Raw genomic sequence first — 22,200 nt, 5'->3', positions numbered from 1 at the left:
TCCGTGCCCGTACTCAGGCCCGTACTCAGACACCCGTGCGACCCGAGCCGGTCAGAAGGCGGAGACGCCGGTCAGCGCGCGCCCGATGATCAGCTTCTGGATCTGGCTCGTGCCCTCGTAGAGCGTCATCACGCGGGCGTCCCGCAGCAGCTTGCCGACCGGGTACTCGTCGATGTAGCCGTAGCCACCGAAGACCTGGAGGGCGTTGTTGGCGCAGCGGACGGCGGCCTCGGACGCGTACAGCTTGGCCTTGGACGCGGCGGTGGCGAACTCCTGGCCCCGGTCGATCAGGTCGGCGACCCGCCAGGTCAGCAGCCGGGCCGCGTCCACGTCCACGGCGATGTCGCTGAGCAGCTCCTGGACGAGCTGATGGCGGGCGATGACCTTTCCGAACTGTTCGCGCTCACCGGCGTAGCGCACAGCCGCGTCCAGGGCGGCCTGTGCGATGCCCACACAGCCCGCCGCGACGGACATCCGCCCCTTGGCCAGGGCGGACATGGCGATGGAGAAGCCCTTGCCCTCGGGGCCGAGGAGGGATCCGGCCGGTATCCGGACATCCTGGAGGACCAGTTCGGCGGTGGCCTGGCCGCGCAGGCCGAGCTTGCCGTGGATGGTGCGGCGGGTGAGGCCGGGGGTGTCGGCGGGGACGAGGAAGGCGGAGACGCCCCGGTGGCCGGGGGTGTCGTTCGTCCGCGCGAAGAGCAGCACGAGATCGGCCCAGGTGCCGTTCGTGATGAACGTCTTGGTGCCGTTGACGACGTAGTCCGCGCCGTCGCGAACGGCCCGGGTGGCGAGGTTTCCGGCGTCCGATCCGGTGCCGGGCTCGGTGAGGCCGAAGCAGCCGATCGCCTCGCCGGAGGTGAGCCGGGGCAGCCAGGCCCGCTTCTGCTCCTCGTCGCCCCAGGACGCGACGGTCTTGGCGACCAGCCCGAGCGATACGGAGACGATGCCGCGCACCGAGGAGTCACCGCGCCCCAGCTCCTCGGTGACCAGGCAGTAGGACAGGTGGTCGCCGCCGGAGCCGCCGTACTCCTCGGGGACGGTCAGACCGAGGAAACCGAGGTCCCCGAGCTTCTTCACGATCGACCTGTCGACATTCTCGGCGCGGTCCCACGCGACGACATGGGGGGCGACCTCGCGGGCGACGAAATCCTCGGCCAGCTTCCGGACGGCTTCCTGCTCCTCGCTGAGCGCCAGGTCCATCGTGCCCACCCACTGCCTCTCCCGAGCGCCGCCCCGGGCGCACTTTAATTAGCACTGCTAGTTTCTGGTTCGCAGGCCCTACTATGAGCCGCATGGCCCGACCGCGCAAGCCCCTCCTCAGCAGAGACCGCATCGTCGGGGCGGCGAGCGCGCTCGTGGACTCCGAAGGACTCGACGCCGTCTCCACGCGTCGGCTGGCGGCCGTCCTGGGGGTCAGCGGTCCTTCGCTCTACAACCACTTCCGCAACAAGGAGGAGATCCTCGACGCCGTCGCCGACGCGGTCTCCGTACAGGTCGACCTGTCGATGTTCGCGGAGTCGGACCCGCGCGACTGGCGCGAGGCCCTGCGCGACTGGGCGCTCTCCTACCGGGCCGCCCTCGCCGCGCACCCGCACATCGTCCCGGTCCTCGCCCGGGGCCCCGGGCGGCGCCCGGCGGGGCTGCGGGTGGCGGACGCGGTGTTCGGGGCGATGGTGGGGGCGGGGTGGCCACCCGCGCAGGCGACCAGGATCGGGGCACTGATGCGCTACTTCATCACCGGCTCGGCGCTGGGCTCCTTCGCCGGGGGCTTCGTCGACGACGAGACCGCCTACGACCCCGCCGACTACCCGCACCTCGGCCAGGCCCACCTGCTCGCCGACCACCGCCACCAGGTCGACGAAGGGGCCTTCGAAACCGGGCTGCGGGCCCTGCTGGACGGGCTGGCGATCCAGTACGAGCAGTACGCGCGGCCCACGGAAACGGCTCGGCCCGCGCCGAATCGTCGCTGCCGCGGGCCGGCCCCGAACAGCCCGTCCGAGCCGTTTCCGGAGAGACACGGACAGGGCGAGGGTGGACGGGCCGGATTGGTCGCCGATTGACGGTCCTCGACAATTCAGTGGGGGTCGGAGCGTTCCGGCTCTACGGTCGTGGCCATGACGACGACCCCGACACCCCTTCCGGTCTCCCCGCCGGCCCACCGCTGGCGCGCCCCCGCCGCCGCCTGCACCACCGTCGTGCTGTGGGCCTCCGCCTTCGTGTCCATCCGGAGCGCGGGCGAGTCCTACTCCCCCGGCGCACTCGCCCTCGGGCGGCTGGTGACGGGCGCGCTGGTGCTCGGGGCGATCCTCCTCGTACGGCGGGAGGGGCTGCCCGGGCGCGGCGCCTGGCGCGGAATCATCACGTCCGGCGTGCTGTGGTTCGGGCTGTACATGGTGGCGCTCAACTGGGGCGAGCAGGAGGTCGACGCCGGGACGGCGGCGATGCTGGTGAACATCGGGCCGATCCTGATGGCCCTCATGGGCGCCCGCATGCTCGGCGAGGGGCTGCCGCGCCGCCTGCTGCTGGGCATGGGCATCTCGTTCTCGGGCGCGGTCGTCGTCGGGCTGGCGATGTCCGGGCACGGCAGCTCCTCCGTGCTGGGCGTGGCGCTCTGCCTGCTGGCCGCGGTGGCCTACGCGCTGGGCGTGGTCAGCCAGAAGCCGGCGCTCGCGCACGGCTCCTCGCTGCAGATCAACACCTTCGGCTGCGTGATCGGTGCCGTCGCCTGCCTGCCGTTCACCGGGATGCTGGTCTCCGAGGCGACCGACGCCCCCATGTCCGCCACGCTGAACATGATCTATCTGGGCGTCTTCCCGACCGCGCTGGCCTTCACCACCTGGGGCTACGCCCTGGCCCGGACCACCGCGGGCCGGATGGGCGCCACCACGTACGCCGTCCCGGCGCTGGTGGTGCTCATGGCGTGGCTGCTGCTGGACGAGGTGCCGACGCTGCTCGGGGTCCTCGGCGGGCTGCTCTGCCTGGTCGGGGTGGCGGTCTCCCGGAGCCGTCAGCGGACCGGGGCCACAGGCGGAGATCCGGCCCGGCCGGTGGAGGGGGCCCGTCATGACGAGGAGCGCCAGGCGGAACGGACGTAGCGGGGCCTCCCGGCGGTTCGAGGAGGGCGCGATGGACGCCCGGCTGCCGGTGGCCCGGTGACGTCGGCGTCCCGGACCACCGGCTTCCAGCGCACCATCGGCTTCTGGCGCACCACCGACTTCTGACGGACCACGGACTTCCGGCTGGTCACGGACTTCCGGCTGGTCACGGGCTACCGGCTGGTCACGGGCTTCTGGCTGGTCACGGGAAGACGACCAGGGCGCGGCCGCCCTTGCCCTCGAGCATGTTGTCGAAGGCGGCGGGAATGCCGTCCAGGGCGATGTGCTCGGTGACCATCATCGACAGGTCGAAGCGGCCAGCGCGGATGTGGCCGGCGAGGACGGGCAGGTCGCGGGCGGGGTCGCTGTTGCCGTAGACGCAGCCCGTCAGGGACCTGCCCCAGTGGAAGAGCTCCAGGGCGTTGAAGGTGACTTCCTGGTCCTTGCCGCCGATCCCGACGACCGTGGTGCGCCCGCCGCGCCGGGTGGACTCCCAGGCGGCCCGGATGGTCGCGGGCCTGCCGACGCACTCGACGGCGACGTCCGTGCCCTGGCCGCCGGTGAGCTTGCGGATCTCGCGCGGAGTGGTGGCGGAGGCGACGACGTAGTCGGTGGCGCCCGCCTGCCGGGCCAGCTCCTCCTTGGCCGGGGAGACGTCGACCGCGATGATCCGGGAGGCGCCTGCGATCCGGGCGGCCTGGAGCACGGCGAGGCCGACGCCGCCGATCCCGAAGACGACGACGCTCTCGCCCTCGCGGACCCGGGCGCTGTGGTGGACCGCCCCGTAACCGGTGAGGACCGCGCAGCCGAGGAGGGCGGCGTCGGTGAGCGGGATGCCGTCGGGGGCGGGGAGCACGCATTTCGCGGCGACGACGGTCTCCTCCGCGAAGGCCGCGACGTTGAGGCCGGGATGGAGGTCGGTGCCGTCGGCCGTACGGGCGTGGAGGTTGGCGGTCCCCTTCAGGGCGTCGGCGCAGAGCCAGACCTCGCCGATCCCGCAGTGGAAGCAGGCCCCGCAGGAGGGGGCCCAGTTGAGGACCACGCCGTCGCCCGGGGCCACATGAGTGACGCCCTCGCCGACCGCCAGGACCGTACCGGCGCCCTCGTGGCCGAGGACGGCGGGCACCGGGACGCGCATGGTGCCGTTGGACAGGGACAGGTCGGAGTGGCAGACGCCGGCGGCGGCGAGGGAGACGCGCACCTGGCCGGGGCCGGGCTCCGGCAGGACGATGTCGGTGATCTCCAGCGGAGCTCCGACGGCGGGCAGTACGGCGGCGCGGACCACGAGCAGGCTCCTTGTGCGGGAAGGGTTACGGGGTTCAGAACTGGAGCGACTTGGTCTGGAGGTACTCCGTGAGACCGTGTGGCCCCAGCTCGCGCCCCACCCCCGACTGCTTGTAACCGCCGAACGGGGCCAGCGGGTTGAACCGTCCGCCGTTGATGTCGACCTGCCCGGTGTCCATCCGGCGGGCGAAGGCCACCGCCTCCTCGTCACCGGCGGCCCACACGGCGCCCGCGAGCCCGTACACGGTGTCGTTGGCGATGCGGAGGGCGTCGTCCACGTCCTCGTACCGCAGGATCGAGATCACCGGGCCGAAGATCTCCTCGCGGGCGATCGTCATGTCCGGGGTGACGTCGGCGAAGACGGTCGGGCTGACGTAGTAGCCGGTCTCCAGGGGCGCGTCCGGGCCGCCGGCGACCAGCCGGGCGCCCTCCTCGACGCCCTTGGCGATGTAACCGCGCACGCGGGCCTGCTGCTTGGCGTTGACGAGCGGCCCGACCCGCTCACCGACCACGTACTTGGTGACGGCGTTCGCCGCGAGCTCCACGGCCTCCTCGTACCGCTCGGCGTCCACCAGCATCCGGGTCCAGGCGCTGCATGTCTGGCCGGAGTTGGTCATCACGTTGGCGATGCCGACGTTGACCGCCTTGGCGAGATCCGCGCCGGGCAGGATCACATTGGCGGACTTGCCGCCCAGTTCGAGCGCGACGCGCTTGATCGCGGCCCCGGCGGTGGCGCCGATCCGCCGGCCCACGGCGGTGGAGCCGGTGAACGAGACCAGGTCGACGTCCTCGTGGGCGGCGAGCGCCTGGCCCGCGACCGGTCCGAGGCCGGTGACGAGGTTGAAGACGCCCGGCGGCAGACCGGCCGCCTCGGTGGCCTCCGCGAAGAGCTGGGCGGTGAGCGGGGTGTCCTCGGCGGGCTTGAGGACGACGGTGCAGCCGGCGGCGAGCGCGGGGGCGACCTTGGCGACGATCTGGTGGAGCGGGTAGTTCCAGGGGGTGATCGCGCCGACCACGCCGACCGGCTCCAGCAGCACGGTGGAGTTGCCGATCCGCTCCTCGAAGGCGTGGCGGGCGGCCAGTTCGGCGTACGAGGCGGCCACCAGCACGGGCACGCTCGCGTGGACCATCCGGGACAGCGGCAGCGGTGAGCCCAGCTCGGCCGTGATGGTCTCGGCCAGTTCGTCCTTGCGGGCGGTCAGCGCGTCGGCCAGCGCGGTGAGCCGGGCGGCGCGCTCGGCGGGCGGGGTCGCGGCCCAGGCGGGGAAGGCGGCGCGCGCGGCCCGTACCGCCGCGTCGACATCCTCGGCCGTCCCCGCCGGCACGTGGGCGATGACCTGCTCGTCGGCCGGGTTCACGACCGCGATCGTGTCCTGGCCGACGGCGGGCCGCCACGCACCGTCGATGTACATCTGGTCATGGGCCTTCATGGCTGTTTCCTCCCGGACGTGCTGTGCGGAGCCGTGCTGTGCGGAGTGCCGGAGCCGTGCGGCGCGGGGCAGCACGTCGCACCCGCCCAAACTAGCGCCGTTAGTTTTCTGACGCCAGGGAGCCTCCGGAGACTCCGGTCACGCCCCGGTACGCACGCCCCAGCACGCACGCCTCGGTACGCACGCCCGGCACGCACGCCCGGCACGAGCACTCCTGCCTCGCGCCGCCTTGCCGGAACGGCATGATCCCTTGCCCTGGCGACGGTGGACCGGCCGAGACTGGAACGAGCACGCGAACCCGGTTCCCAGGAGGCACCCATGACCGCCGAACCCCGCCCGCGACGCCGCCGGGACACCCCACCGCCCCGGACCGGGAGCAGCGAGGCCGAGGTGCTGCGCGGCTTCCTCGACTACCTGCGCGCATCGGTCGCCGCGAAGGTCGAGGGAGCCCCGGAACCGGAGGCCCGCGCCGCCGCGGTGCCCTCGGGCACGAATCTGCTCGGCCTGCTCAACCACCTGACGTCCGTCGAGCGGTCCCTGTTCCTCGGGGAGCGGGTCGCCGACTGGCCGGCGACCTTCCACGCCGCCCCCGCGCACGGCGTGGCCGAGGTCGTCGCCCGCTACCGGGAGGCGGTCGCGGAGGCGAACGGCGTACTCGACACGTGCACCGACCTCGGCGCGCCGGTGCCCCGCCCACGCCCGGACGACCCCGCCCCCAGCGTCCGTTGGGCCCTCACGCACATGATCGAGGAGACCGGTCGCCACGCCGGTCACGCGGACATCCTCCGGGAGCTGGCCGACGGCTCGACGGGGCGCTGAGCCGGCGGGCCCCTCAGCCCTGGGGGAGGTCGTCGAACCCGGGGGCGTCCCGGGGCAGGGGGCAGATGCGGCGGCCGTAGTGGTCGAAGACGTACAGGTGGGCCAGGTCCACGAGCAGGGGCACCTGTCCCCCGGTCCGCAGTCGCATGTCGGGGCCGGTGCGGACGACCAGGTCGCCGGAGGGGGTGGAGGGGTGGTCGGGGCCCCGGGTCTCCGCGGGGTCCGGGGCGGGTTCGTCGAGGGTGACGACAGGACCGCTGATACGGCTGCCCGTCCGCCCCCTGAGCCGTTCCAGGATGCCGACCCCGCCTCCCCCGCCGGCCGCGGCCCTGCGGCGGCGGGGCATCGCCCGGGGCCGGGCGGATTCGAGGTCCGGGACCACGGCGGGCCGCGAACCGGTCCTGAGGTGGACCAGCGCCTCGTGCCCCTGGTATTCGACATGCTCGACGATGCCGCTGAGGGCGACCTCGCCAGGCCGGGCCTGGCTGGGCGGGGCGATTCGGACCGCCTCCGAGCGCAGCCCCACGATGATCCGCCGGCCCTGCTGGATCCGGAGCAACTGGTGGTCGGGGCTGAGGGGTTCGGGCAGGGCGAGCCGCTGCCTGCCGAGGTCGATCGCCATCCGGCCCTCCAGCGGGGCGTGCACGACGGCCTGGAGGAGGTTGATGCGCGGGGTGCCGATGAAGGCGGCCACGAACACGTTGTCCGGCAGGGCGTAGACCTCGCGGGGCGGACTGACCTGCTGGAGGACTCCGCCGCGCATCACGGCCACCCGGTCGCCGAGGGACATCGCCTCGGCCTGATCATGCGTGACGTAGACCGTGGTGACGCCCAGTTCCTTGGTGAGCAGGGCGATCTCGGCACGCAGATGGCTGCGCAGCTTCGCGTCGAGGTTGGAGAGCGGCTCGTCCATCAGGAACACGGAGGGCCGGCGGGAGATGGCCCGGCCCATCGCGACCCGCTGCCGCTCGCCGCCGGAGAGCTGGGCCGGGTAGCGGTCGAGGACGTGCCCGATCCCGAGCATCCGGGCGGTGGCCTCGACGCGCGCGGTGTTGTCCTCGCGGGGGTTCTCCAGTTTCAGCGGGAAGCCGATGTTGGCCCGGTTGGTCATGCTCGGATAGAGCGCAAAGTTCTGGAACACCATCGCCATGCCGCGTTCGCGCGGCGGGGTGTGGTTGGCGTACTCCCCGTCAAGGAGCAACTCGCCCTCGGTGATCTCCTCCAGGCCCGCGATCATGCGCAGCACGGTGGACTTGCCGCAGCCGGAGGGTCCGAGCAGCACGACGAACTCGCCGGGGTCGATGGAGAGCGTGAACCGGTCGACGGCCCGCCGGTCCCGGCCGTAGTTCTTGCTGACTTGATGCAGGGAGATCGCGCGCGTCATGAGGGTCCGCCCGGAGGAAGTGGTGGCATCGCGGTGGGGAGCGGCTGTGTGGGGAAGCTAGCCCACCGGACGGGGTGTGGGAATGACTCGCGCGAAGGTTGGGGCATACGGGTCCGGTGGGACCGGTCAGCCGGGGTTCTCGGCCCTGTTCCGTACGGTCGGCGGTACGGGCCCACTGCCGGCCGGTGCGTCCTGCGGTACGGCCGCGGGCACCGTGTCCGGCGGGGCGGGGGCGGGCTCCATGTCCGGGGATGCCGGTGCCGGCCCCGTATCCGGGGGTTCCGGTGCCGGCCCCGTGTCCAGGGGTGCCGGCGTTCGCTCCGGGCGCCCGTCGCCGCGCAGGCCGAGTCCCGCCGCGCCGAGCAGGCCCACGCCGAGCAGCACGAACGGGGCGGCCACTCCCACCGCGCCCGCGATCAGCCCCGCCGCGGCGGGGGCGGCGACCTGGCCGAGCCGGTTGCCGGTCAGCCGCAGGGCGAGCGCGGTGGACCGGGCCCGGTCGGGGGCGGCCCGGACCACGGTGGTCATGGACAGCGGCTGGCCGACGCCGAGGCAGAAGCCGAGCACGGCGAGCATGACGGCGAGGACCGGGACGGACACGGGGAGGGCGACGCCCGCGCAGAGGAGTCCGGCGAGCAGGCAGCTGGTGGTCAGCAGGGCCCTGCGGCCCACCAGTCCCAGCAGCGGCGACATGACCAGCCGGCAGGCGATCGTGGCGGCGGCCCGCAGGCTCAGCAGCAGCCCGACCGTGGCCGGCGCGATGGAGCGGTGCTCGCCGACGACCGGCAGGTAGGCGGTGAGGATGTCGGTGGCGGACAGCACCGCCATGCTGATGAGGATGCCCGCGGGGACGCCGCGCGCACCCAGGATCGCGCGGACCGGGACCTTGTCGCCGGGCCTGCCCCCGGAGCCGGTCGCCCGGCGGTGCTCGATGCGCCAGAGCGAGGCGAGGGCGACGGCGGCGACCGCGGCCGATACGAGGAGGGCGAGCGCGCTCGTAGGCCCCAGGGTCCCGCCCTGCCCGGAGATGAGCGCGCCCGCGGCGACCGGGCCGATGAGCTGGCCGAGCGAGGCCCCGATCGTGAAGTGCCCGAAGTTGCGGTCCTGTTCGTCGGGCGCGGACTGCCGGGCCACGATCGACTGCGCGCCGATCACGAAGCACAGGTGGCCGAGGCCCATCACCCCGCTCCAGGCGGCCATCGCGGGCAGCGAGGAGACGATGCCGCTGACCGCGCAGCCGCCGGAGATCAGGAGCACGCCGAGCGGCAGCAGGGGCGCGCAGCGGCCGTGGTCGGTGCGGCGGCCGAGCGGCACGGCGGCGAACAGCGGGAGCAGGGCGTAGACCCCGGCGATGACGCCGACGGCCGTCTCGTCCGCACCGAGCGCGAGGGCCCGGTAGGAGACGGCGGGCCGCGCCATCGACACCGCCCCCTGCGCGAAGGCGAAGGCGATGACGACGCGCAGCAGCCAGCCCCTGCCGGGCCCGGTTCGCGGTGTGCGGTTCATTACATGATGCCGAAGAGGACGCCCGCCGCGAGCACCACGAGCGAGGTGAGGACGGCCCACTTGACGGTGAAGCGGGTGTGGTCGCCGAACTCGACCTTCGCCATGCCGACGAGGACGTAGACGGCGGGCACGAGCGGCGAGGACATGTGCAGGGCCTGGCCGGCCAGGGAGGCGCGCGCGATCTCCAGCGGCGAGACCCCGTGGGCCGCGCCCGCCTCGGCGAGGACGGGGAGGACGCCGAAGTAGAAGCCGTCGTTGGACATGAAGTAGGTGAGCGGGAGGCTGAGCAGGCCGGTGACGATGGCCATGTGCGGGCCCATCGCGTCGGGGACCGCGCCGACGACCCAGTCGGCCATGTTCTCGACCATGCCGGTGCCGGTGAGGACTCCGGTGAAGACGGCGGCGGCGAAGACCATGCCGGAGACGTTGAGGACGTTGTCGGCGTGCGCGGCGATCCGGGCCCGCTGGTCGGGCATGTGGGGGAAGTTGACGGTGAGCGCGAGGGCCGCGCCGAGCAGGAAGAGCACCGGGATCGGCATCAGTTCCATGATCATCGCCGTCAGCAGGGCGGCGGTGAGTCCGGCGTTGAACCAGTAGAGCTTCGGGCGGAGCGTGGACCGGTTCGGGTCGAGGCCCTGGAACTCGTCGTCGTCGTCCCCGTCCACGGGGTCGGCGGCTTCGGCCCCCGTACCCGTACCCGTACCGCTCGCGGAGGCGGAGGCGCCCTTGCGGAGGCGGTCCTGGCCGCCACCGCCCGTGCCGGTGCCGCCCGCGCCGGTGGTCACCGTCTCCGGCTCCGGCTCCCGGGCCAGCGCCTCGTCGAGCGTGAGCATCCCCAGGCGCTTGCGCTCCCGGAGGCCGAGCACGTACGCCAGAATGAAGACGGCGAGCAGCCCCATGGCCAGCGCCGGGATCATCGGCACGAAGATCTCGGAGGCGTCCAGCTTGAGGGCGGTGGCGGCACGGGCGGTGGGGCCGCCCCAGGGGAGGGTGTTCATGACGCCGTTGGCGGTGGCCGCGACGCCGGTCATGACGACCAGGCTCATCTTCAGGCGTTTGTAGAGGGGATACATCGCCGAGACGGTGATCATGAAGGTGGTGGAGCCGTCGCCGTCCAGCGAGACGATCGCGGCGAGCACCGCCGTACCGACGACGATGCGCATCGGGTCGGCCTGGCAGAACTTCAGGATGCCGCGGACGATCGGGTCGAACAGGCCGACGTCGATCATCACGCCGAAGTAGACGATGGCGAACATCAGCATGGCCGCGGTGGGCGCGAGGTTGCCGACGCCTTCGATGACGTAGTCGCCGAGCTGCGCTCCCTGTCCGACGGCGACACAGAACAGTGCGGGGATCAGTACCAGCGCCGCGATCGGCGACATCTTCTTCGTCATGATCAGGACCAGGAAGGTCGCGATCATGGCGAAGCCGAGGATTGTCAGCATGGGGGATACCTAACGTTCATCCTTGAACTCCCACCGGTGTCGGCGGTCCGGATGACGTTAGGGGCGTTCTCGCGGCGTTAACAAGATGTTGACGTGTGAGCAATACGAGCAAAACCCCAGGTCAACAGGGGGATGTTAGAGAGCGGGGGTCACGGAGACCGGAATGGCGTTCAGTACGGCGGTGCCGGACAGCGGGTCCAGGAGCGTGCCGTCGAGCAGTTGGTTCACGTTCACCCCCGGGTGCGCGGCGGCGACCTCCATACGAGTGCCGGGGCGGCTGTGGCCCCAGCCGTGCGGCAGGCTCACCACCCCGCTGCGCACGGTGTCGGTGATCTCGGCGGGGGCCTCGATCCGGCCGCCCGACGACTCGATCCGGGCGGTGGCCCCGTCCACCAGCCCGAGGCGGGCCGCGTCGTCGGGGTGGATCTGGAGGGTGCAGACGTTGGACCCGCCGGTGAGCGAGCCGACGTTGTGCATCCAGCTGTTGTTGGAACGCAGATGGCGGCGGCCGACAAGGACGAGCGGGGCGGGCCGGGCGCCCAGCGCCCGGCGCAGGCGCGGCAGATCGGCGGCGATCGGCTCCGGGAGCAGTTCGATGCGGCCGGAGCGGGTGCGCAGGACCTCCGGGAGACGCGGTTTCAGCGGGCCGAGGTCGATGCCGTGCGGGTGGGCGAGGAGCTGCTCCAGCGTCAGCCCGTACGGGCCGAGGCGCAGCATCAGGTCCAGTCGCCGTTCGGGACCCCCCTCGCCGGTGAGGCCGGTGGACAGCTCCTTCGGGGCTCCGGCGCGGGTGAGGGCGGTTTCGATGGCCAGGTCGTCGACGGCGGAGGGCGGCGCGCCGTGCATGCCGCTCACCGCGAGGACGAGCCGGGCGTGGATCTCGCCCTCGTCCATCCGCCCCTCCTCCAGGGGCACGGCGGCGCGGGTGTAGCGGACCTGGTTGTGGACGGCGAAGCCGTTGAACGCGAAGTCGAAGTGGGCGCTCTGCGAGGGCGGGGGCGGTGGCAGGACGACGTCGGCGTGCCGGGAGGTCTCGTTGAGATACGGATCGACGCTGACCATGAAGTCGAGCCCGTCGGCGAGGGCCGCGTCGAGGCGGTCGCCGTCGGGCGCGGAGAGCACGGGGTTGGCCGCGATGACCAGCAGGGCGCGGATGCGGTCCTCGCCCGGGGTGTCGATCTCCTCGGCGAGGGCGGCGATGGGCAGTTCGCCCTTGGCCTCGGGGTGCCCGGAGACCCGGCTGGACCAGCGGCCGAGCGCGAAGCCCTTGCCCGGTACGGCCTTACGCGCCCCGGGTTCGGCGGGCCGTGGGGCGCGTGCGGTCGCGGAGAGCGGGAACAGCGCGCCGCCCGGCCGGTCGAGGTTGCCGGTGAGGATGTTGAGGACGTCCACCAGCCAGCTGGCGAGGGTGCCGTGCTCGACGGTGCAGCTGCCGATGCGCCCGTAGACGGCCGCGGTGGGGGCGGCGGCGAGTTCGCGGGCGATGGCGGTAATGGTGTCCGTGTCCACGTCGCAGGCGGCGGCGACGGCGTCCGGGGTGAAGTCCACGAGGGCGGCGGCCAGTTCGTCGATCCCTTCCAGGTGGCCGGCGAGCGGGCCGGGGTCGGCGAGCTTCTCGTCGATGAGTGTGTGCGCGAGCGCGGCCAGCAGCAGGGCGTCCGCGCCGGGCCGGATCGCGACGTGCCGGTCGGCGAGGCGGGCGGTGCGGGTGCGGCGCGGGTCGATGACGGTGAGGGTGCCGCCGCGCCTGCGCAGCGCCTTGAGCCGGCCGGGGAAGTCGGGGGCGGTGCAGAGGCTGCCGTTGGACTCCAGCGGGTTGGCGCCGATCAGGAGGAGGTGGTCGGTGCGGTCCAGGTCCGGTACGGGGATGGCGTGCGCGTCGCCGAAGAGCAGGCCGCTGGAGACGTGCTTGGGCATCTGGTCCAGGGTGCTCGCGGTGAACACGTTGCGGGTGCGCAGGGCCGCGAGCAGCAGGGGCGGGTAGAGGGAGCCCGCCATCGTGTGCGCGTTGGGGTTGCCGAGGACCACGCCGACCGCGTTCGGCCCGTGGGTCTTCGTCAGCTCCGGTATCCGTGCGGCGATCAGGTCGAACGCCTCGCTCCAGGCGGCCTCGCGCAGCTCCCCGTCGTCGCCGCGCACGAGGGGGACGCGCAGCCGGTCGGGGTCGGCGTCGAGCCCCCCGAAGGAGGCCCCCTTGGGGCAGATGAACCCCCGGCTGAAGATGTCGTCGCGGTCGCCGCGGGCACCGGTGACGGTGGTGCCCTCGATGGTGAGGGTGAGGCCGCAGGTGGCCTCGCAGAGGGGGCAGATGCGCGGTGCGGTGCGGGTGTCGTGGGACATGGGCCCTCCCCGGGGCGGCGGCGGTGGCAGGCGGACGTCGGCGACTCGGGCCGGGCGTGCGTGGGAGCCCCGGCACGGGCGAGCATACCGACCGGTACGCACGGTGGGGAGGTGTTGCGCGGACGAGAAGGTGGGCGGGCCCCGCCAGGAGCGGCGCGAAAGGCGCACAGGCAGGCGGGCGCACAGGCAGGCGGGCGCTCCTGCGGCCGGGCACGCCGAACGGCCGAGGACTCCCCGGTCAGGGGCCCTCGCGAGGCGCACAGGCCGCAGGCGCACCCGCGGCCGGGCACGCCGAACGGCCGAAATCGCCCCCGGCCAGAGGCCCTCGTTCAGGGCCCCCGTTCACGGGTCCTCGTTCAGGGTTCCTCGCTCAGTCGAGTGTCTGGGCGAGGTAGGACCTGACCAGGGTCCGGGTCTCGGCGACGATGGCCGCGTCCCCCGACGGTTCCGTGCGGAAGGCCAGTTGGAGGAGCGCGTCGGCGGCCTCGACGCTCACCAGGATCGCCCGGGTCAACACCTCGTCGGGCCGTCGGCCGAGGTGGCCGGCGAGCAGTGCGGCGAGCCGGTCCGCCAGCCGCCGGTTGGCGTCGTCCGCCGCGCCCTCGGCGGGGAGAGGCGGCCCGAAGTCGACGAGCGCGAAGCCGGGGACGCTCCGCTTCATCGCCAGGTACTCGTCGAGCACCGCGTCGATGGCGGCGCGCCAGTCGCCGGCCGGGAGGTCCGCGAGCCGGGCGGCGATGCGGTCGGCGTAGGCGTCCAGGTTGCGGAGCGCGAGGGCGTCGACGAGCGCCCGCTTGTTCGAGAAGAACCGGTAGACGGAGCCGATGGGCACGTCGGCGCGCTCGGCGACGGCCCGCGTGGTGAGCTGCTCGTAGCCGGTCTCGTCGAGGAGGCCGGCGCAGGAGTCGAGTATCCGGGCCAGCCGGTCGGCGCTGCGCTGCTGCACGGGGGCGCGGCGGAGGTTCGGGTTGACTTGGGGCACGGGCCCCATGATGCCGTGCCCCGACCGACGCGGCGGACCGCGCCCGCCACCCGGTGGACAGCGGCGACACCCCGCCCACAGGCCCCGCCCCGCACCCGCCACGACGGGCGCGGCACAGGCCACGAATGGCGCGATGTATGCCGTTGACGTGCCCCGCTCCTATTCCTACGGTAGTACATAGGATTCGTCGTCCGGCGGATCCGAGAGCTTTCTTGGGCACCAGGAGTGCGGGATGAGCGCGATCGACCAGGCGAGGAAGACGGCCGAGGGGCTGACGTACTCCTCGGGCTTCGGCAACGAGCACGCCTCGGAGGCGGTTCCCGGGGCGCTGCCGCACGGCCGCAACTCCCCCCAGCGCGCCCCGCTCGGGCTGTACGCGGAGCAGCTGAGCGGCTCCGCCTTCACCGAGCCGCGCGCGGACAACCGCCGCTCCTGGCTCTACCGGATCCGTCCCTCGGCCGCCCACCCGGCGTTCGCCCGCGTCGACAACGGGGGCCTGCGCTCGGCGCCCTTCACCGAGACCGTGCCGGACCCGAACCGGCTCCGCTGGAACCCGCTGCCCGACCCCGCGCCGGGCACGGACTTCCTGAGCGGCCTGTGGACGCTCGGCGGCAACGGCGACGCCGCGCAGCGCGCGGGTATGGCGATCCACCTGTACAACGCCGACTCCTCGATGACGGACCGTGTGTTCAGCGACTCCGACGGCGAGTTGCTGATCGTCCCCGAGCGCGGCGGACTGCTGCTGCACACCGAACTGGGCCTGCTGCGCGCCGAGCCGGGGCACGTCGCGCTGATCCCGCGCGGGATCCGCTTCCGGGTGCAGTTGCTGGAGGAGACCGCGCGCGGATACGTCTGCGAGAACTACGGCCGCCCGTTCGCGCTCCCCGACCTCGGCCCGATCGGCGCCAACGGCCTCGCGAACGCCCGGGACTTCCTCGCGCCCGTCGCCGCGTACGAGGACCGCGAGGGTCCCGTGGAGGTGGTCAACAAGTTCTGCGGAAACCTCTGGTCGGCGACGTACGACCACTCGCCGCTCGACGTGGTGGCCTGGCACGGCAACCACACCCCCTACGTCTACGACCTGCGCCGGTTCAACGTGATCGGCACGATCAGCTACGACCACCCCGACCCGTCGATCTTCACGGTGCTGACCTCGCCGTCCGACACCCCCGGGCTGGCCGGGGTGGACTTCGTCGTCTTCGCCCCGCGCTGGCTGGTCGGCGAGGACACCTTCCGCCCGCCGTACTTCCACCGCAATGTGATGAGCGAGTACATGGGCCTGATCGACGGTGCTTACGACGCCAAGGCGGACGGCTTCGTCCCGGGCGGCGGCTCCCTGCACAACATGATGTCGGCGCACGGGCCGGACCGGGAGACCTTCGACCGGGCGAGCGCTGCGGAGCTGAAGCCGCAGAAGATCGACGACGGCCTGGCCTTCATGTTCGAGACGCGTTGGCCGGTCACGGCGACGGCGCAGGCGGCCGCCGCCGAACATCTCCAGCGCGGCTACGACGACGTGTGGCAGGGTCTGAGCCGCAACTTCCGGCCGTAGACGGCGGAAGGCCGGAGGGGCGGGACGGGACGGGGACGACATGACAGAGAGCCAGGAGAGAGCCGGGGCGGACACCCGAAGGACCGACGGCGACACCACCAGCGCAGCCGGGACCGGGACCGACGGCGACGCCACAGCCGGGTCCGGCGGGGACGCCCAGGCGGTCCCCGCGCCGCCCTCGCCCGCCTTCGCCCCCGACTCCCTCGTCCTGAACCGGAAGCTGCCTCTCTGGTACCAGGTCTCCCAGTCCCTGCGGGCCTCCATACTGGGCCGCCCCCGGGACGCCTCCGCCCGGCTGCCCACCGAGGAGCAGCTCGCCGCGCACTACGGGGTCAGCGTGCTCACGATGCGCCAGGCGCTCAAGGAGCTGGAGGCGGAGGGGCTGATCAGTCGGCACCGGCGGCGCGGCACGTTCATCGAGCCGCGCGCCCGGCGGGTCTCCCCGGTCCGGCTGCTGGGCTCGGTCGACGCGATCGTGGCGCAGCAGTCCGGGGAGGCGACGACCGTTCTCGGCCACGGCCCGACGGCGGTGCCGGGTGATCTCGCCGAGTTCTTCCCGGACTGCGCCGAGGTGACCTGCTACCGGCGGCTGCGCCGCGACGGGCAGAGCGACGAACCCACCAACTGGGCGGAGAACGCGGTCCGTCCCGACATCGCCGCCCGGATCGACGTGGCCGACCTCGAACGCTGGCCGATGACCAAGGTCCTGCGCGACGTCGTCGGCGTGCGCATCTCCCGGATCACCGACACGGTCGAGGCGCGGCTCGCCGACCCCGTCACCGCCGAGCTGCTCCAGGTCCCGCTGCTCAGCCCGATCCTGCACTACACGGGCGTGACGTACGACGAGGAGGGGCGCGTGGTGGACGTGGCCCGGATCCGCTACCGGGGCGACCGGTTCTCCTTCTCCGTGACGGTGGAGGCCCACTGACCCCGCCCCACGGGCGCGCCGCCCGCCGTTACGATGCGAAAGGGTCACGGCGGACAGGGGAGGACGGGCAGGTGACAGCGCACGGGACAGCGGCGGCCGGCGGCGACGGAAACGCCCGGTCCTCGCCTCCAAGGACACCGGGGACACCCCGGCCTTCGGATGGGTCCCTGGCGTCGGACGGGTCTCCGTCCCCGGACGGGCTGCTGTCGCTGGACGAGCTGATGCCGTGGTCCGTACGGCCGCTGCGGACCGGCCGTGCCTGGGTGAGCGGCCCCGACCCCGTGGCGCTCCGGGCGCGCTGGGAGCGGCTGGCCGCCGCCGGCCCCGCCGAACAGGAGAGGCTGTTCGCGCCCAGCCGTTCCCGTACGCCGCACACCTCGGTCGCCGCCCTGCCCGGCCGGTCCGCCGGAACGGGCCGCTTCGCCCGGAACCCGGGTCCCTGCCCCGACCCCGTACGGATCCTCCACGGCCCCTACGACGAGCAGTGGCTGCTCCCCGACCACCGGCTGATCGACGCGGCCCGTCCGGAGCTGTGGCGGGTCGCCGACGGGCGGCAGCTCTTCGTGGTCGAGCACAGCACCGCCCCCGAGGATTCCGGGCCCGCCCTGTCCGTGACCGCGCTGCTGCCCGACGGGCACTCCCCCGCCGGGCGGCCCGGCCGGATCAGGCCGCTCTACCGCAGGCCCGGCGGCACGGAACCCAACCTGGCTCCGGACCTCACGGAGCTGCTGCGCGAGCGGCTCGGTGGCGCGGCGGAGCCGGACGCGTTCACCCCGGAAGCGGTGCTGGCCTGGGTCCTGGCCGCCGCCCGGCCCTCCGCCACCGGCCCCCGGGTTCCGTTGCCGGCCGACGCGGAGGTGTGGTCGTCGGGGGTGGCGCTCGGCCGGGAGCTGATGCGGCTCCAGTCGCGCGGGGCCCGGGGCGGGGAGCGGCCCCGGCTGCCGGGCGGGCGGAGGCCCTATGTGCGGGCGGCCCTCCCGGCCCGCCCCACCGAGCTGGTCCATGAGGCCGAGGGCGAGGCGCTGGTCGTCGGCGATGGCCGGATCTCGCCGGTGCCCGCTGCGGCCTGGGAGTTCACGGTGGGCGGGGTGCGGGTGCTGGAGCTCTGGTTCGGGCGCCGAGCGGCGGCGGCGACGGGCCGGGGGCCGGACGGGGCCGCCCCGGACGGACTGGACGCGGTCGGTGCGCGCGGCTGGCCCCGGGAGTGGACCTCGGAGCTGCTCGAACTCATCACCGTGCTTGCTCTGCTGGACGGCACGGCGGGGCTCCGGAAGGAGCTGTGGGCGGCGCTGGAGGCGGGGCCGCTGATCGGGCCCGCCGAGCTGCGGGCGGCCGGGGTGCTGCCGGTGCCGTCCTCGGCACGGCGTCCCGCGTCGGTGCTCGGCCACCAGGAGGAGGGCCCGGAGGGGCAGTTCGCGCTGCTGTAGCGACCGGCCGGGGAGCCCGCGGGGCGGCCGGAGGTGGCACGAGCGGCGCTCAGAGGGTAAGCACGGGGTCATGAACACCTTGCCACTCCCCCTCGACGGCATCACCGTGGTGGCCGTCGAACAGGCGGTCGCCGCCCCCTTCGCCACCCGGCAGCTCGCCGATCTCGGAGCCAGGGTCGTCAAGGTCGAGCGCCCGGACGGCGGCGACTTCGCGCGCGGCTACGACACGGCGGCGCGCGGCCTCGCCTCGCACTTCGTCTGGTGCAACCGCGGCAAGGAGTCCCTCGCCGTCGACCTGAAGGACCCGCGCGGCCTCGCGGTGGTCCACGAACTCGTCGCCGGGGCCGATGTGTTCGTCCAGAACCTGGCCCAGGGGGCGGCGGCCCGGCTGGGGCTCGACGCCGCCTCGCTCTGCGCGGTGCACCCGCGCCTGGTGGCGGTCGACATCTCCGGTTACGGCGCGGTGGGACCGTACGCGCACAAGCGGGCCTACGACATGCTCGTGCAGTGCGAGGCCGGCCTGGTCTCGGTGACGGGAACGGCCGAGCAGCCGGTGAAGGCGGGCATTCCGGCGGCGGACATCGCGGCGGCGATGTACGCGTTCTCCGGGGTGCTCGCGGCGCTGCTGCGGCGGGCGTCCACCGGGCGGGGCGGTCCGGTGGAGGTCTCCATGCTGGACGCGCTGGCCGAGTGGATGGGCCACCCGCTGCACCAGGGGACGCACGGCTCCGCTCCCCCGGCGCGCACCGGTCTCGCGCACTCGGTGATCGCCCCGTACGACGCCTACGCGACGGCCGACGGGGAGCAGGTGCTGCTCTCCGTGCAGAACGACCGGGAGTGGCGGCGGCTGGCGGAACAGGTGCTCAGGCGGCCCGAGTTGGCCGACGACCCGGACTTCGCGACGAACGCGGCGCGCACCGCGAACCGGGAGCGGACCGACGAGGCGGTGGGCCGGGCGCTGGCGGGCCTGACGGGGCGGGAGGCGCTGGCCGGTCTGGAGGCGGCGGGCGTCGCCTGTGCCCGGCTGAACACGGTGGCCGATGTGGCGGCGCATCCGCAGCTCGCGGCCCGGGACCGGTGGCGGGAGGTGGGGACACCGGTGGGGCCGCTGCGGGCGCTGCTGCCGCCGATCACGCTGCCGGGGAGCGAGGAGGCACGGATGGGTGCCGTACCGGCGCTGGGTGAGCACACCGATGCGCTGCTGCGAGCCCTGGGGATGACGGACGAGCAGACATCGGTGCTGCGCCGGGACGGAGTGATCGTCTGAACCGCCCCGAGCGGCGGGCCGGTCCCGACGGGCGGTGCCGTGGGTCAGCGGCGGCTGCCGAAGAGCGAGCGCCGCAGTCGCCGCAGCGGCGCGAAGAGCGACACGCGTGCGCTCCTGCTCCTGCGGGTGTGCGCGGCATCGCGCGAGGTCAGTTCACGCATGAGCAGCGTCGCTTCCGCCGACTCGCGCTGCGGGACGACAGGGCCGCCGAGCACCGCGAGATGGCGGTCGAGGCGCGTACTGGTCGCACCGCTCCCGCATGTGATGGCAGGCACACGCGGCCTGCTTCGCACCGTTATCTGTTCCATGTCACTCCCCACCCGTACGAGGGCACCCGGTCCGGGCAGGTTAACCCTATCGTCCCGCGGTGACACCCGTGTATCCCGGCCACAGGATTACGCACACACATACGGAGGTTGACGCCTCGTTACCGAATCCGCGCGATTCCAGGGCGACTTCGGACAGTCCAAGCGGTTGGAGCGGTTCGCGCGGTTCGGAGCGATCGCCGGACCGTCCCCCGCGCGCAGGCCGCGTGGGGGACGGCGGGGGCGGAGCGCTCGGGTCGGAAGCGCCGGGCCTCCGGTCAGAGAGCGGAGTTGAGGACGGGGAGATAGCCGCCCGACTGCCCGGCGGCGGTGGGGTGGTAGGACTCACCGATATTGAGCCAGTTCACGCTGTGCAGCCAGGCGTTGCCCGAGCAGATCTCGTGCCCGGCGAAGGTCGTCCTGACGTCGCCGAAGGTGAAGCCGTGGTCCGCCGCCCGCTTGGCGGTGGCGGTGCTGAGGTGGTCGGATGCCCCGTTGATGGCGGAGCGCTCCTTCTCGCTCAGACCGGCGATGCAGCCGCCGCCGAGCTGGTAGAAGCGGGGGTAGCCGAGGACGACGACCTGCGCGGAGGGGGCCTTGGAGCGGATGGCGGTGTACACCGAGTCGAGCCTGCCGGGCAGCGTGGAGTCGACGTAGGCGCGGGCGGTGGCGATCCGGTTGAGGCAGGTGGCCTCGGACTGCAGGACACAGGTCGTCATGACGTCGGCGAAGCCCGCGTCGTTGCCGCCGATGGAGATCGAGACGAGGTCGGTCGAGGCGTTCAGCCGGCCCAGCTGACTGCCCGTGACGTCTCCGGTCCTGGCCCCGGAACAGGCGGCGAAGTCGAAGGACGAGGGGGAGTTGGCGGCCGCCCAGAGGGCGGGGTAGGCGCGGCTGCTGCGCTTGCAGCTGGAGCCGTCGTAGCTGCCGGCTCCGACGCCGGAGGAGTACGAGTCGCCGAGGGCGACGTAGTCGACGGCCGCGGCGGACGAGTCGGCGTTTGCGACCCCGGCACCGGTGAGGGCGAGGGCGGCGCCGAGCAGGAGCGAGGACGAGAACGCCACGAGTCTGGACATTTTCATGGGACCTCCTTGAGCAGGGGGTATCTGCCTACTCCGTAGTAGCAGCACGCGCACCACTCTGGAAGTGTCCATGCCAAAAATAGGGGTGGAGTGCTTCCGTCCGCCCCCGGTCGTTCAACGGGCGCTCCTTGACGTGGCGCTGTCGCCCCGTCGGTTCCCGGGCGCCCCGCCGGTCCGGCGCGCGAGCCTGCGAAACCCGGGTGCACGGGGGCAACCGGTACCGGATCATGGGCGCCATGCCTGACTCCCCCGAATCCGCTCTGCCGATCCGGCTCACCGTCGACGACAGCGATTCACCGTCCGACGTCGTCGACGCGCTCTTCCTCGGCCGCTTCGTGACGGGCGAGCAGCCGTACGCGCACAGTTCCTCCCTCGACCGGGTCAAGGCCGGGGCGACGCTGCTGCCGCCGGACGCCACGGTGCTGCGGGCCGCCCGCGACGACGACCGCAGCGCGACGCTCGCGGAGGGCGAGGGCTGGACCCTGCTGGCGTCCCGGTGGAACCGGGGCGCGGACGTCACCGTCACCGCGACCAGCGAGGAACTGGCGGTGAAGGTCCTCGGCCAGGCCACCGAGGGGGCGCAGGACGAGCCGGAGCCCCAGCCCGACAACGTGACCATGGGCTTCTGGTACGTCTCCCCGCGCCGCGGCCCGTACCGCACCACCCGCCGGATCACCGCCGGAAGCTGGGACGAGGTCCGCCCCAACTACACCGCGCCGGTGGCCGAAGCGATGGGCCGGCTGATGAAGGTGACGCCGGACGACATCGCGGGCCGGCTCCTCCTGCTGCACGGCCCGCCCGGCACCGGCAAGACGTCCGCGCTGCGCACCCTGGCCCGTTCCTGGCGCGACTGGTGCCAGGTCGACTGTGTGCTGGATCCCGAGCGGCTCTTCAACGACGTCGGCTATCTCATGGACATCGCGATCGGCGAGGACGACGGCACGGCGAAGGGGCGGTGGCGGCTGCTGCTCCTGGAGGACTGCGACGAGCTGATCCGCGGCGAGGCCAAGCACACGGCGGGTCAGGCCCTGTCCCGGCTGCTGAACCTGACGGACGGCCTGCTGGGCCAGGGCCGCAACGTGCTGGTGGGGGTCACCACCAATGAGGACCTGGAGCGGCTGCACCCGGCGGTCGTCCGCCCCGGCCGCTGTCTGGCCAGGGTCGAGGTCGGACCGTTGACCCGCCAGGAGTCGGTGGCCTGGCTGGGCACGGAGGAAGGGGTGAGCCGGGAGGGCAACTCCCTCGCCGAGCTGTACGCGCTGCGCCGGGGCATCGGACCCGCGTCGGTACCGAAGCAGGACGCGGGGTCGGACGCGGGGCTGTATCTGTAGCAGCCGGCCGACCGCTACGG

At 73.2% G+C, this 22,200-nt stretch carries 18 protein-coding genes; 8 read left to right on the top strand and 10 right to left on the bottom strand.

The annotated features are described in order from the left end of the window. Positions 1–51: 51 nt before the first annotated feature. Positions 52–1,203, bottom strand: a complete 1,152-nt coding sequence (locus N7925_RS29720; RefSeq protein ID WP_274346574.1) for an acyl-CoA dehydrogenase family protein — start codon at positions 1,201–1,203, stop codon at positions 52–54. Between the two features lie 92 nt (positions 1,204–1,295). Between N7925_RS29720 and N7925_RS29715 the strand changes: the two genes are divergently transcribed. Then, complete coding sequence (locus N7925_RS29715; protein ID WP_274345698.1) at positions 1,296–2,063, top strand: TetR/AcrR family transcriptional regulator; 768 nt, start codon at positions 1,296–1,298, stop codon at positions 2,061–2,063. Between the two features lie 54 nt (positions 2,064–2,117). After that, on the top strand, positions 2,118–3,098 hold the full coding sequence (locus N7925_RS29710) for a DMT family transporter (RefSeq protein WP_274345697.1): 981 nt from the start codon (positions 2,118–2,120) through the stop codon (positions 3,096–3,098). A 202-nt stretch (positions 3,099–3,300) separates the two neighbouring features. Here the strand turns inward: N7925_RS29710 and N7925_RS29705 are convergent, their stop codons facing one another. Continuing rightward, on the bottom strand, positions 3,301–4,383 hold the full coding sequence (locus N7925_RS29705; protein WP_274345696.1) for a Zn-dependent alcohol dehydrogenase: 1,083 nt from the start codon (positions 4,381–4,383) through the stop codon (positions 3,301–3,303). Positions 4,384–4,417: 34 nt separating this feature from the next. Continuing rightward, positions 4,418–5,812, bottom strand: a complete 1,395-nt coding sequence (locus tag N7925_RS29700; RefSeq protein WP_274345695.1) for an aldehyde dehydrogenase family protein — start codon at positions 5,810–5,812, stop codon at positions 4,418–4,420. Between the two features lie 318 nt (positions 5,813–6,130). Between N7925_RS29700 and N7925_RS29695 the strand changes: the two genes are divergently transcribed. Next, positions 6,131–6,631 (top strand): DinB family protein, encoded by a 501-nt coding sequence (locus N7925_RS29695; RefSeq protein ID WP_265602464.1) that lies wholly within the window; start codon positions 6,131–6,133, stop codon positions 6,629–6,631. Positions 6,632–6,644: 13 nt separating this feature from the next. On the opposite strand, the gene N7925_RS29690 is transcribed toward N7925_RS29695, so the two are convergent. The 5 genes from N7925_RS29690 to N7925_RS29670 all read right to left on the bottom strand — a co-directional run bounded on the left by N7925_RS29690 (position 6,645) and on the right by N7925_RS29670 (position 14,297). Beyond that, complete coding sequence (locus N7925_RS29690; protein WP_274345694.1) at positions 6,645–8,015, bottom strand: ABC transporter ATP-binding protein; 1,371 nt, start codon at positions 8,013–8,015, stop codon at positions 6,645–6,647. A 126-nt stretch (positions 8,016–8,141) separates the two neighbouring features. Then, positions 8,142–9,521: an MFS transporter gene (locus N7925_RS29685; RefSeq protein WP_274345693.1), complete on the bottom strand. Its 1,380-nt coding sequence runs from the start codon at positions 9,519–9,521 to the stop codon at positions 8,142–8,144. Beyond that, on the bottom strand, positions 9,521–10,966 hold the full coding sequence (locus N7925_RS29680; protein WP_274345692.1) for a CitMHS family transporter: 1,446 nt from the start codon (positions 10,964–10,966) through the stop codon (positions 9,521–9,523). Before N7925_RS29680 ends, N7925_RS29685 begins: the two co-directional genes overlap by 1 nt. 135 nt (positions 10,967–11,101) lie before the next feature. Beyond that, positions 11,102–13,306 carry a molybdopterin oxidoreductase family protein gene (locus tag N7925_RS29675; RefSeq protein ID WP_274345691.1) on the bottom strand — a complete coding sequence of 735 codons (2,205 nt, stop codon included), beginning with the start codon at positions 13,304–13,306 and terminating at the stop codon, positions 11,102–11,104. A gap of 370 nt (positions 13,307–13,676) precedes the next feature. Then, on the bottom strand, positions 13,677–14,297 hold the full coding sequence (locus tag N7925_RS29670; protein WP_274345690.1) for a TetR/AcrR family transcriptional regulator: 621 nt from the start codon (positions 14,295–14,297) through the stop codon (positions 13,677–13,679). 223 nt (positions 14,298–14,520) lie between these two features. On the opposite strand from N7925_RS29670, the gene hmgA reads away from it, so the two are divergent. From hmgA to N7925_RS29650, 4 genes are all read left to right on the top strand, one after another. After that, positions 14,521–15,840: a homogentisate 1,2-dioxygenase gene (hmgA, locus tag N7925_RS29665; RefSeq protein WP_265602458.1), complete on the top strand. Its 1,320-nt coding sequence runs from the start codon at positions 14,521–14,523 to the stop codon at positions 15,838–15,840. Between the two features lie 40 nt (positions 15,841–15,880). Beyond that, positions 15,881–16,768 carry a GntR family transcriptional regulator gene (locus tag N7925_RS29660; RefSeq protein WP_274345689.1) on the top strand — a complete coding sequence of 296 codons (888 nt, stop codon included), beginning with the start codon at positions 15,881–15,883 and terminating at the stop codon, positions 16,766–16,768. A 71-nt stretch (positions 16,769–16,839) separates the two neighbouring features. Continuing rightward, complete coding sequence (locus N7925_RS29655; protein ID WP_274345688.1) at positions 16,840–18,195, top strand: type ISP restriction/modification enzyme; 1,356 nt, start codon at positions 16,840–16,842, stop codon at positions 18,193–18,195. Positions 18,196–18,265: 70 nt separating this feature from the next. After that, on the top strand, positions 18,266–19,462 hold the full coding sequence (locus N7925_RS29650; RefSeq protein ID WP_274345687.1) for a CaiB/BaiF CoA transferase family protein: 1,197 nt from the start codon (positions 18,266–18,268) through the stop codon (positions 19,460–19,462). Between the two features lie 44 nt (positions 19,463–19,506). Here N7925_RS29650 and N7925_RS29645 read toward each other — a convergent pair whose 3' ends face one another. Then, complete coding sequence (locus tag N7925_RS29645; RefSeq protein ID WP_003970092.1) at positions 19,507–19,770, bottom strand: hypothetical protein; 264 nt, start codon at positions 19,768–19,770, stop codon at positions 19,507–19,509. A gap of 275 nt (positions 19,771–20,045) precedes the next feature. Next, on the bottom strand, positions 20,046–20,849 hold the full coding sequence (locus N7925_RS29640) for an SGNH/GDSL hydrolase family protein (protein ID WP_265602454.1): 804 nt from the start codon (positions 20,847–20,849) through the stop codon (positions 20,046–20,048). Positions 20,850–21,085: 236 nt separating this feature from the next. Here N7925_RS29640 and N7925_RS29635 point away from each other — a divergent pair, with 236 nt between their 5' ends. Beyond that, on the top strand, positions 21,086–22,180 hold the full coding sequence (locus N7925_RS29635; RefSeq protein ID WP_265602453.1) for a DUF5925 domain-containing protein: 1,095 nt from the start codon (positions 21,086–21,088) through the stop codon (positions 22,178–22,180). Positions 22,181–22,200 lie beyond the last annotated feature (20 nt).

Source organism: Streptomyces sp. CA-278952 (assembly GCF_028747205.1).
Classification (GTDB): domain Bacteria; phylum Actinomycetota; class Actinomycetes; order Streptomycetales; family Streptomycetaceae; genus Streptomyces.
This window is presented reverse-complemented; position numbering and strand designations above follow the sequence as displayed.

What these genes read in the sequence shown, in the direction of transcription:
- N7925_RS29720 (WP_274346574.1), bottom strand. Translation starts at nt 1,203, where the DNA reads ATGGACCTGGCGCTCAGCGAGGAGCAGGAAGCCGTCCGGAAGCTGGCC.
- N7925_RS29715 (WP_274345698.1), top strand. Translation starts at nt 1,296, where the DNA reads ATGGCCCGACCGCGCAAGCCCCTCCTCAGCAGAGACCGCATCGTCGGG.
- N7925_RS29710 (WP_274345697.1), top strand. Translation starts at nt 2,118, where the DNA reads ATGACGACGACCCCGACACCCCTTCCGGTCTCCCCGCCGGCCCACCGC.
- N7925_RS29700 (WP_274345695.1), bottom strand. Translation starts at nt 5,812, where the DNA reads ATGAAGGCCCATGACCAGATGTACATCGACGGTGCGTGGCGGCCCGCC.
- N7925_RS29695 (WP_265602464.1), top strand. Translation starts at nt 6,131, where the DNA reads ATGACCGCCGAACCCCGCCCGCGACGCCGCCGGGACACCCCACCGCCC.
- N7925_RS29690 (WP_274345694.1), bottom strand. Translation starts at nt 8,015, where the DNA reads ATGACGCGCGCGATCTCCCTGCATCAAGTCAGCAAGAACTACGGCCGG.
- N7925_RS29685 (WP_274345693.1), bottom strand. Translation starts at nt 9,521, where the DNA reads ATGAACCGCACACCGCGAACCGGGCCCGGCAGGGGCTGGCTGCTGCGC.
- N7925_RS29680 (WP_274345692.1), bottom strand. Translation starts at nt 10,966, where the DNA reads ATGCTGACAATCCTCGGCTTCGCCATGATCGCGACCTTCCTGGTCCTG.
- N7925_RS29675 (WP_274345691.1), bottom strand. Translation starts at nt 13,306, where the DNA reads ATGTCCCACGACACCCGCACCGCACCGCGCATCTGCCCCCTCTGCGAG.
- N7925_RS29670 (WP_274345690.1), bottom strand. Translation starts at nt 14,297, where the DNA reads ATGGGGCCCGTGCCCCAAGTCAACCCGAACCTCCGCCGCGCCCCCGTG.
- hmgA (WP_265602458.1), top strand. Translation starts at nt 14,521, where the DNA reads ATGAGCGCGATCGACCAGGCGAGGAAGACGGCCGAGGGGCTGACGTAC.
- N7925_RS29660 (WP_274345689.1), top strand. Translation starts at nt 15,881, where the DNA reads ATGACAGAGAGCCAGGAGAGAGCCGGGGCGGACACCCGAAGGACCGAC.
- N7925_RS29650 (WP_274345687.1), top strand. Translation starts at nt 18,266, where the DNA reads ATGAACACCTTGCCACTCCCCCTCGACGGCATCACCGTGGTGGCCGTC.
- N7925_RS29645 (WP_003970092.1), bottom strand. Translation starts at nt 19,770, where the DNA reads ATGGAACAGATAACGGTGCGAAGCAGGCCGCGTGTGCCTGCCATCACA.
- N7925_RS29640 (WP_265602454.1), bottom strand. Translation starts at nt 20,849, where the DNA reads ATGAAAATGTCCAGACTCGTGGCGTTCTCGTCCTCGCTCCTGCTCGGC.
- N7925_RS29635 (WP_265602453.1), top strand. Translation starts at nt 21,086, where the DNA reads ATGCCTGACTCCCCCGAATCCGCTCTGCCGATCCGGCTCACCGTCGAC.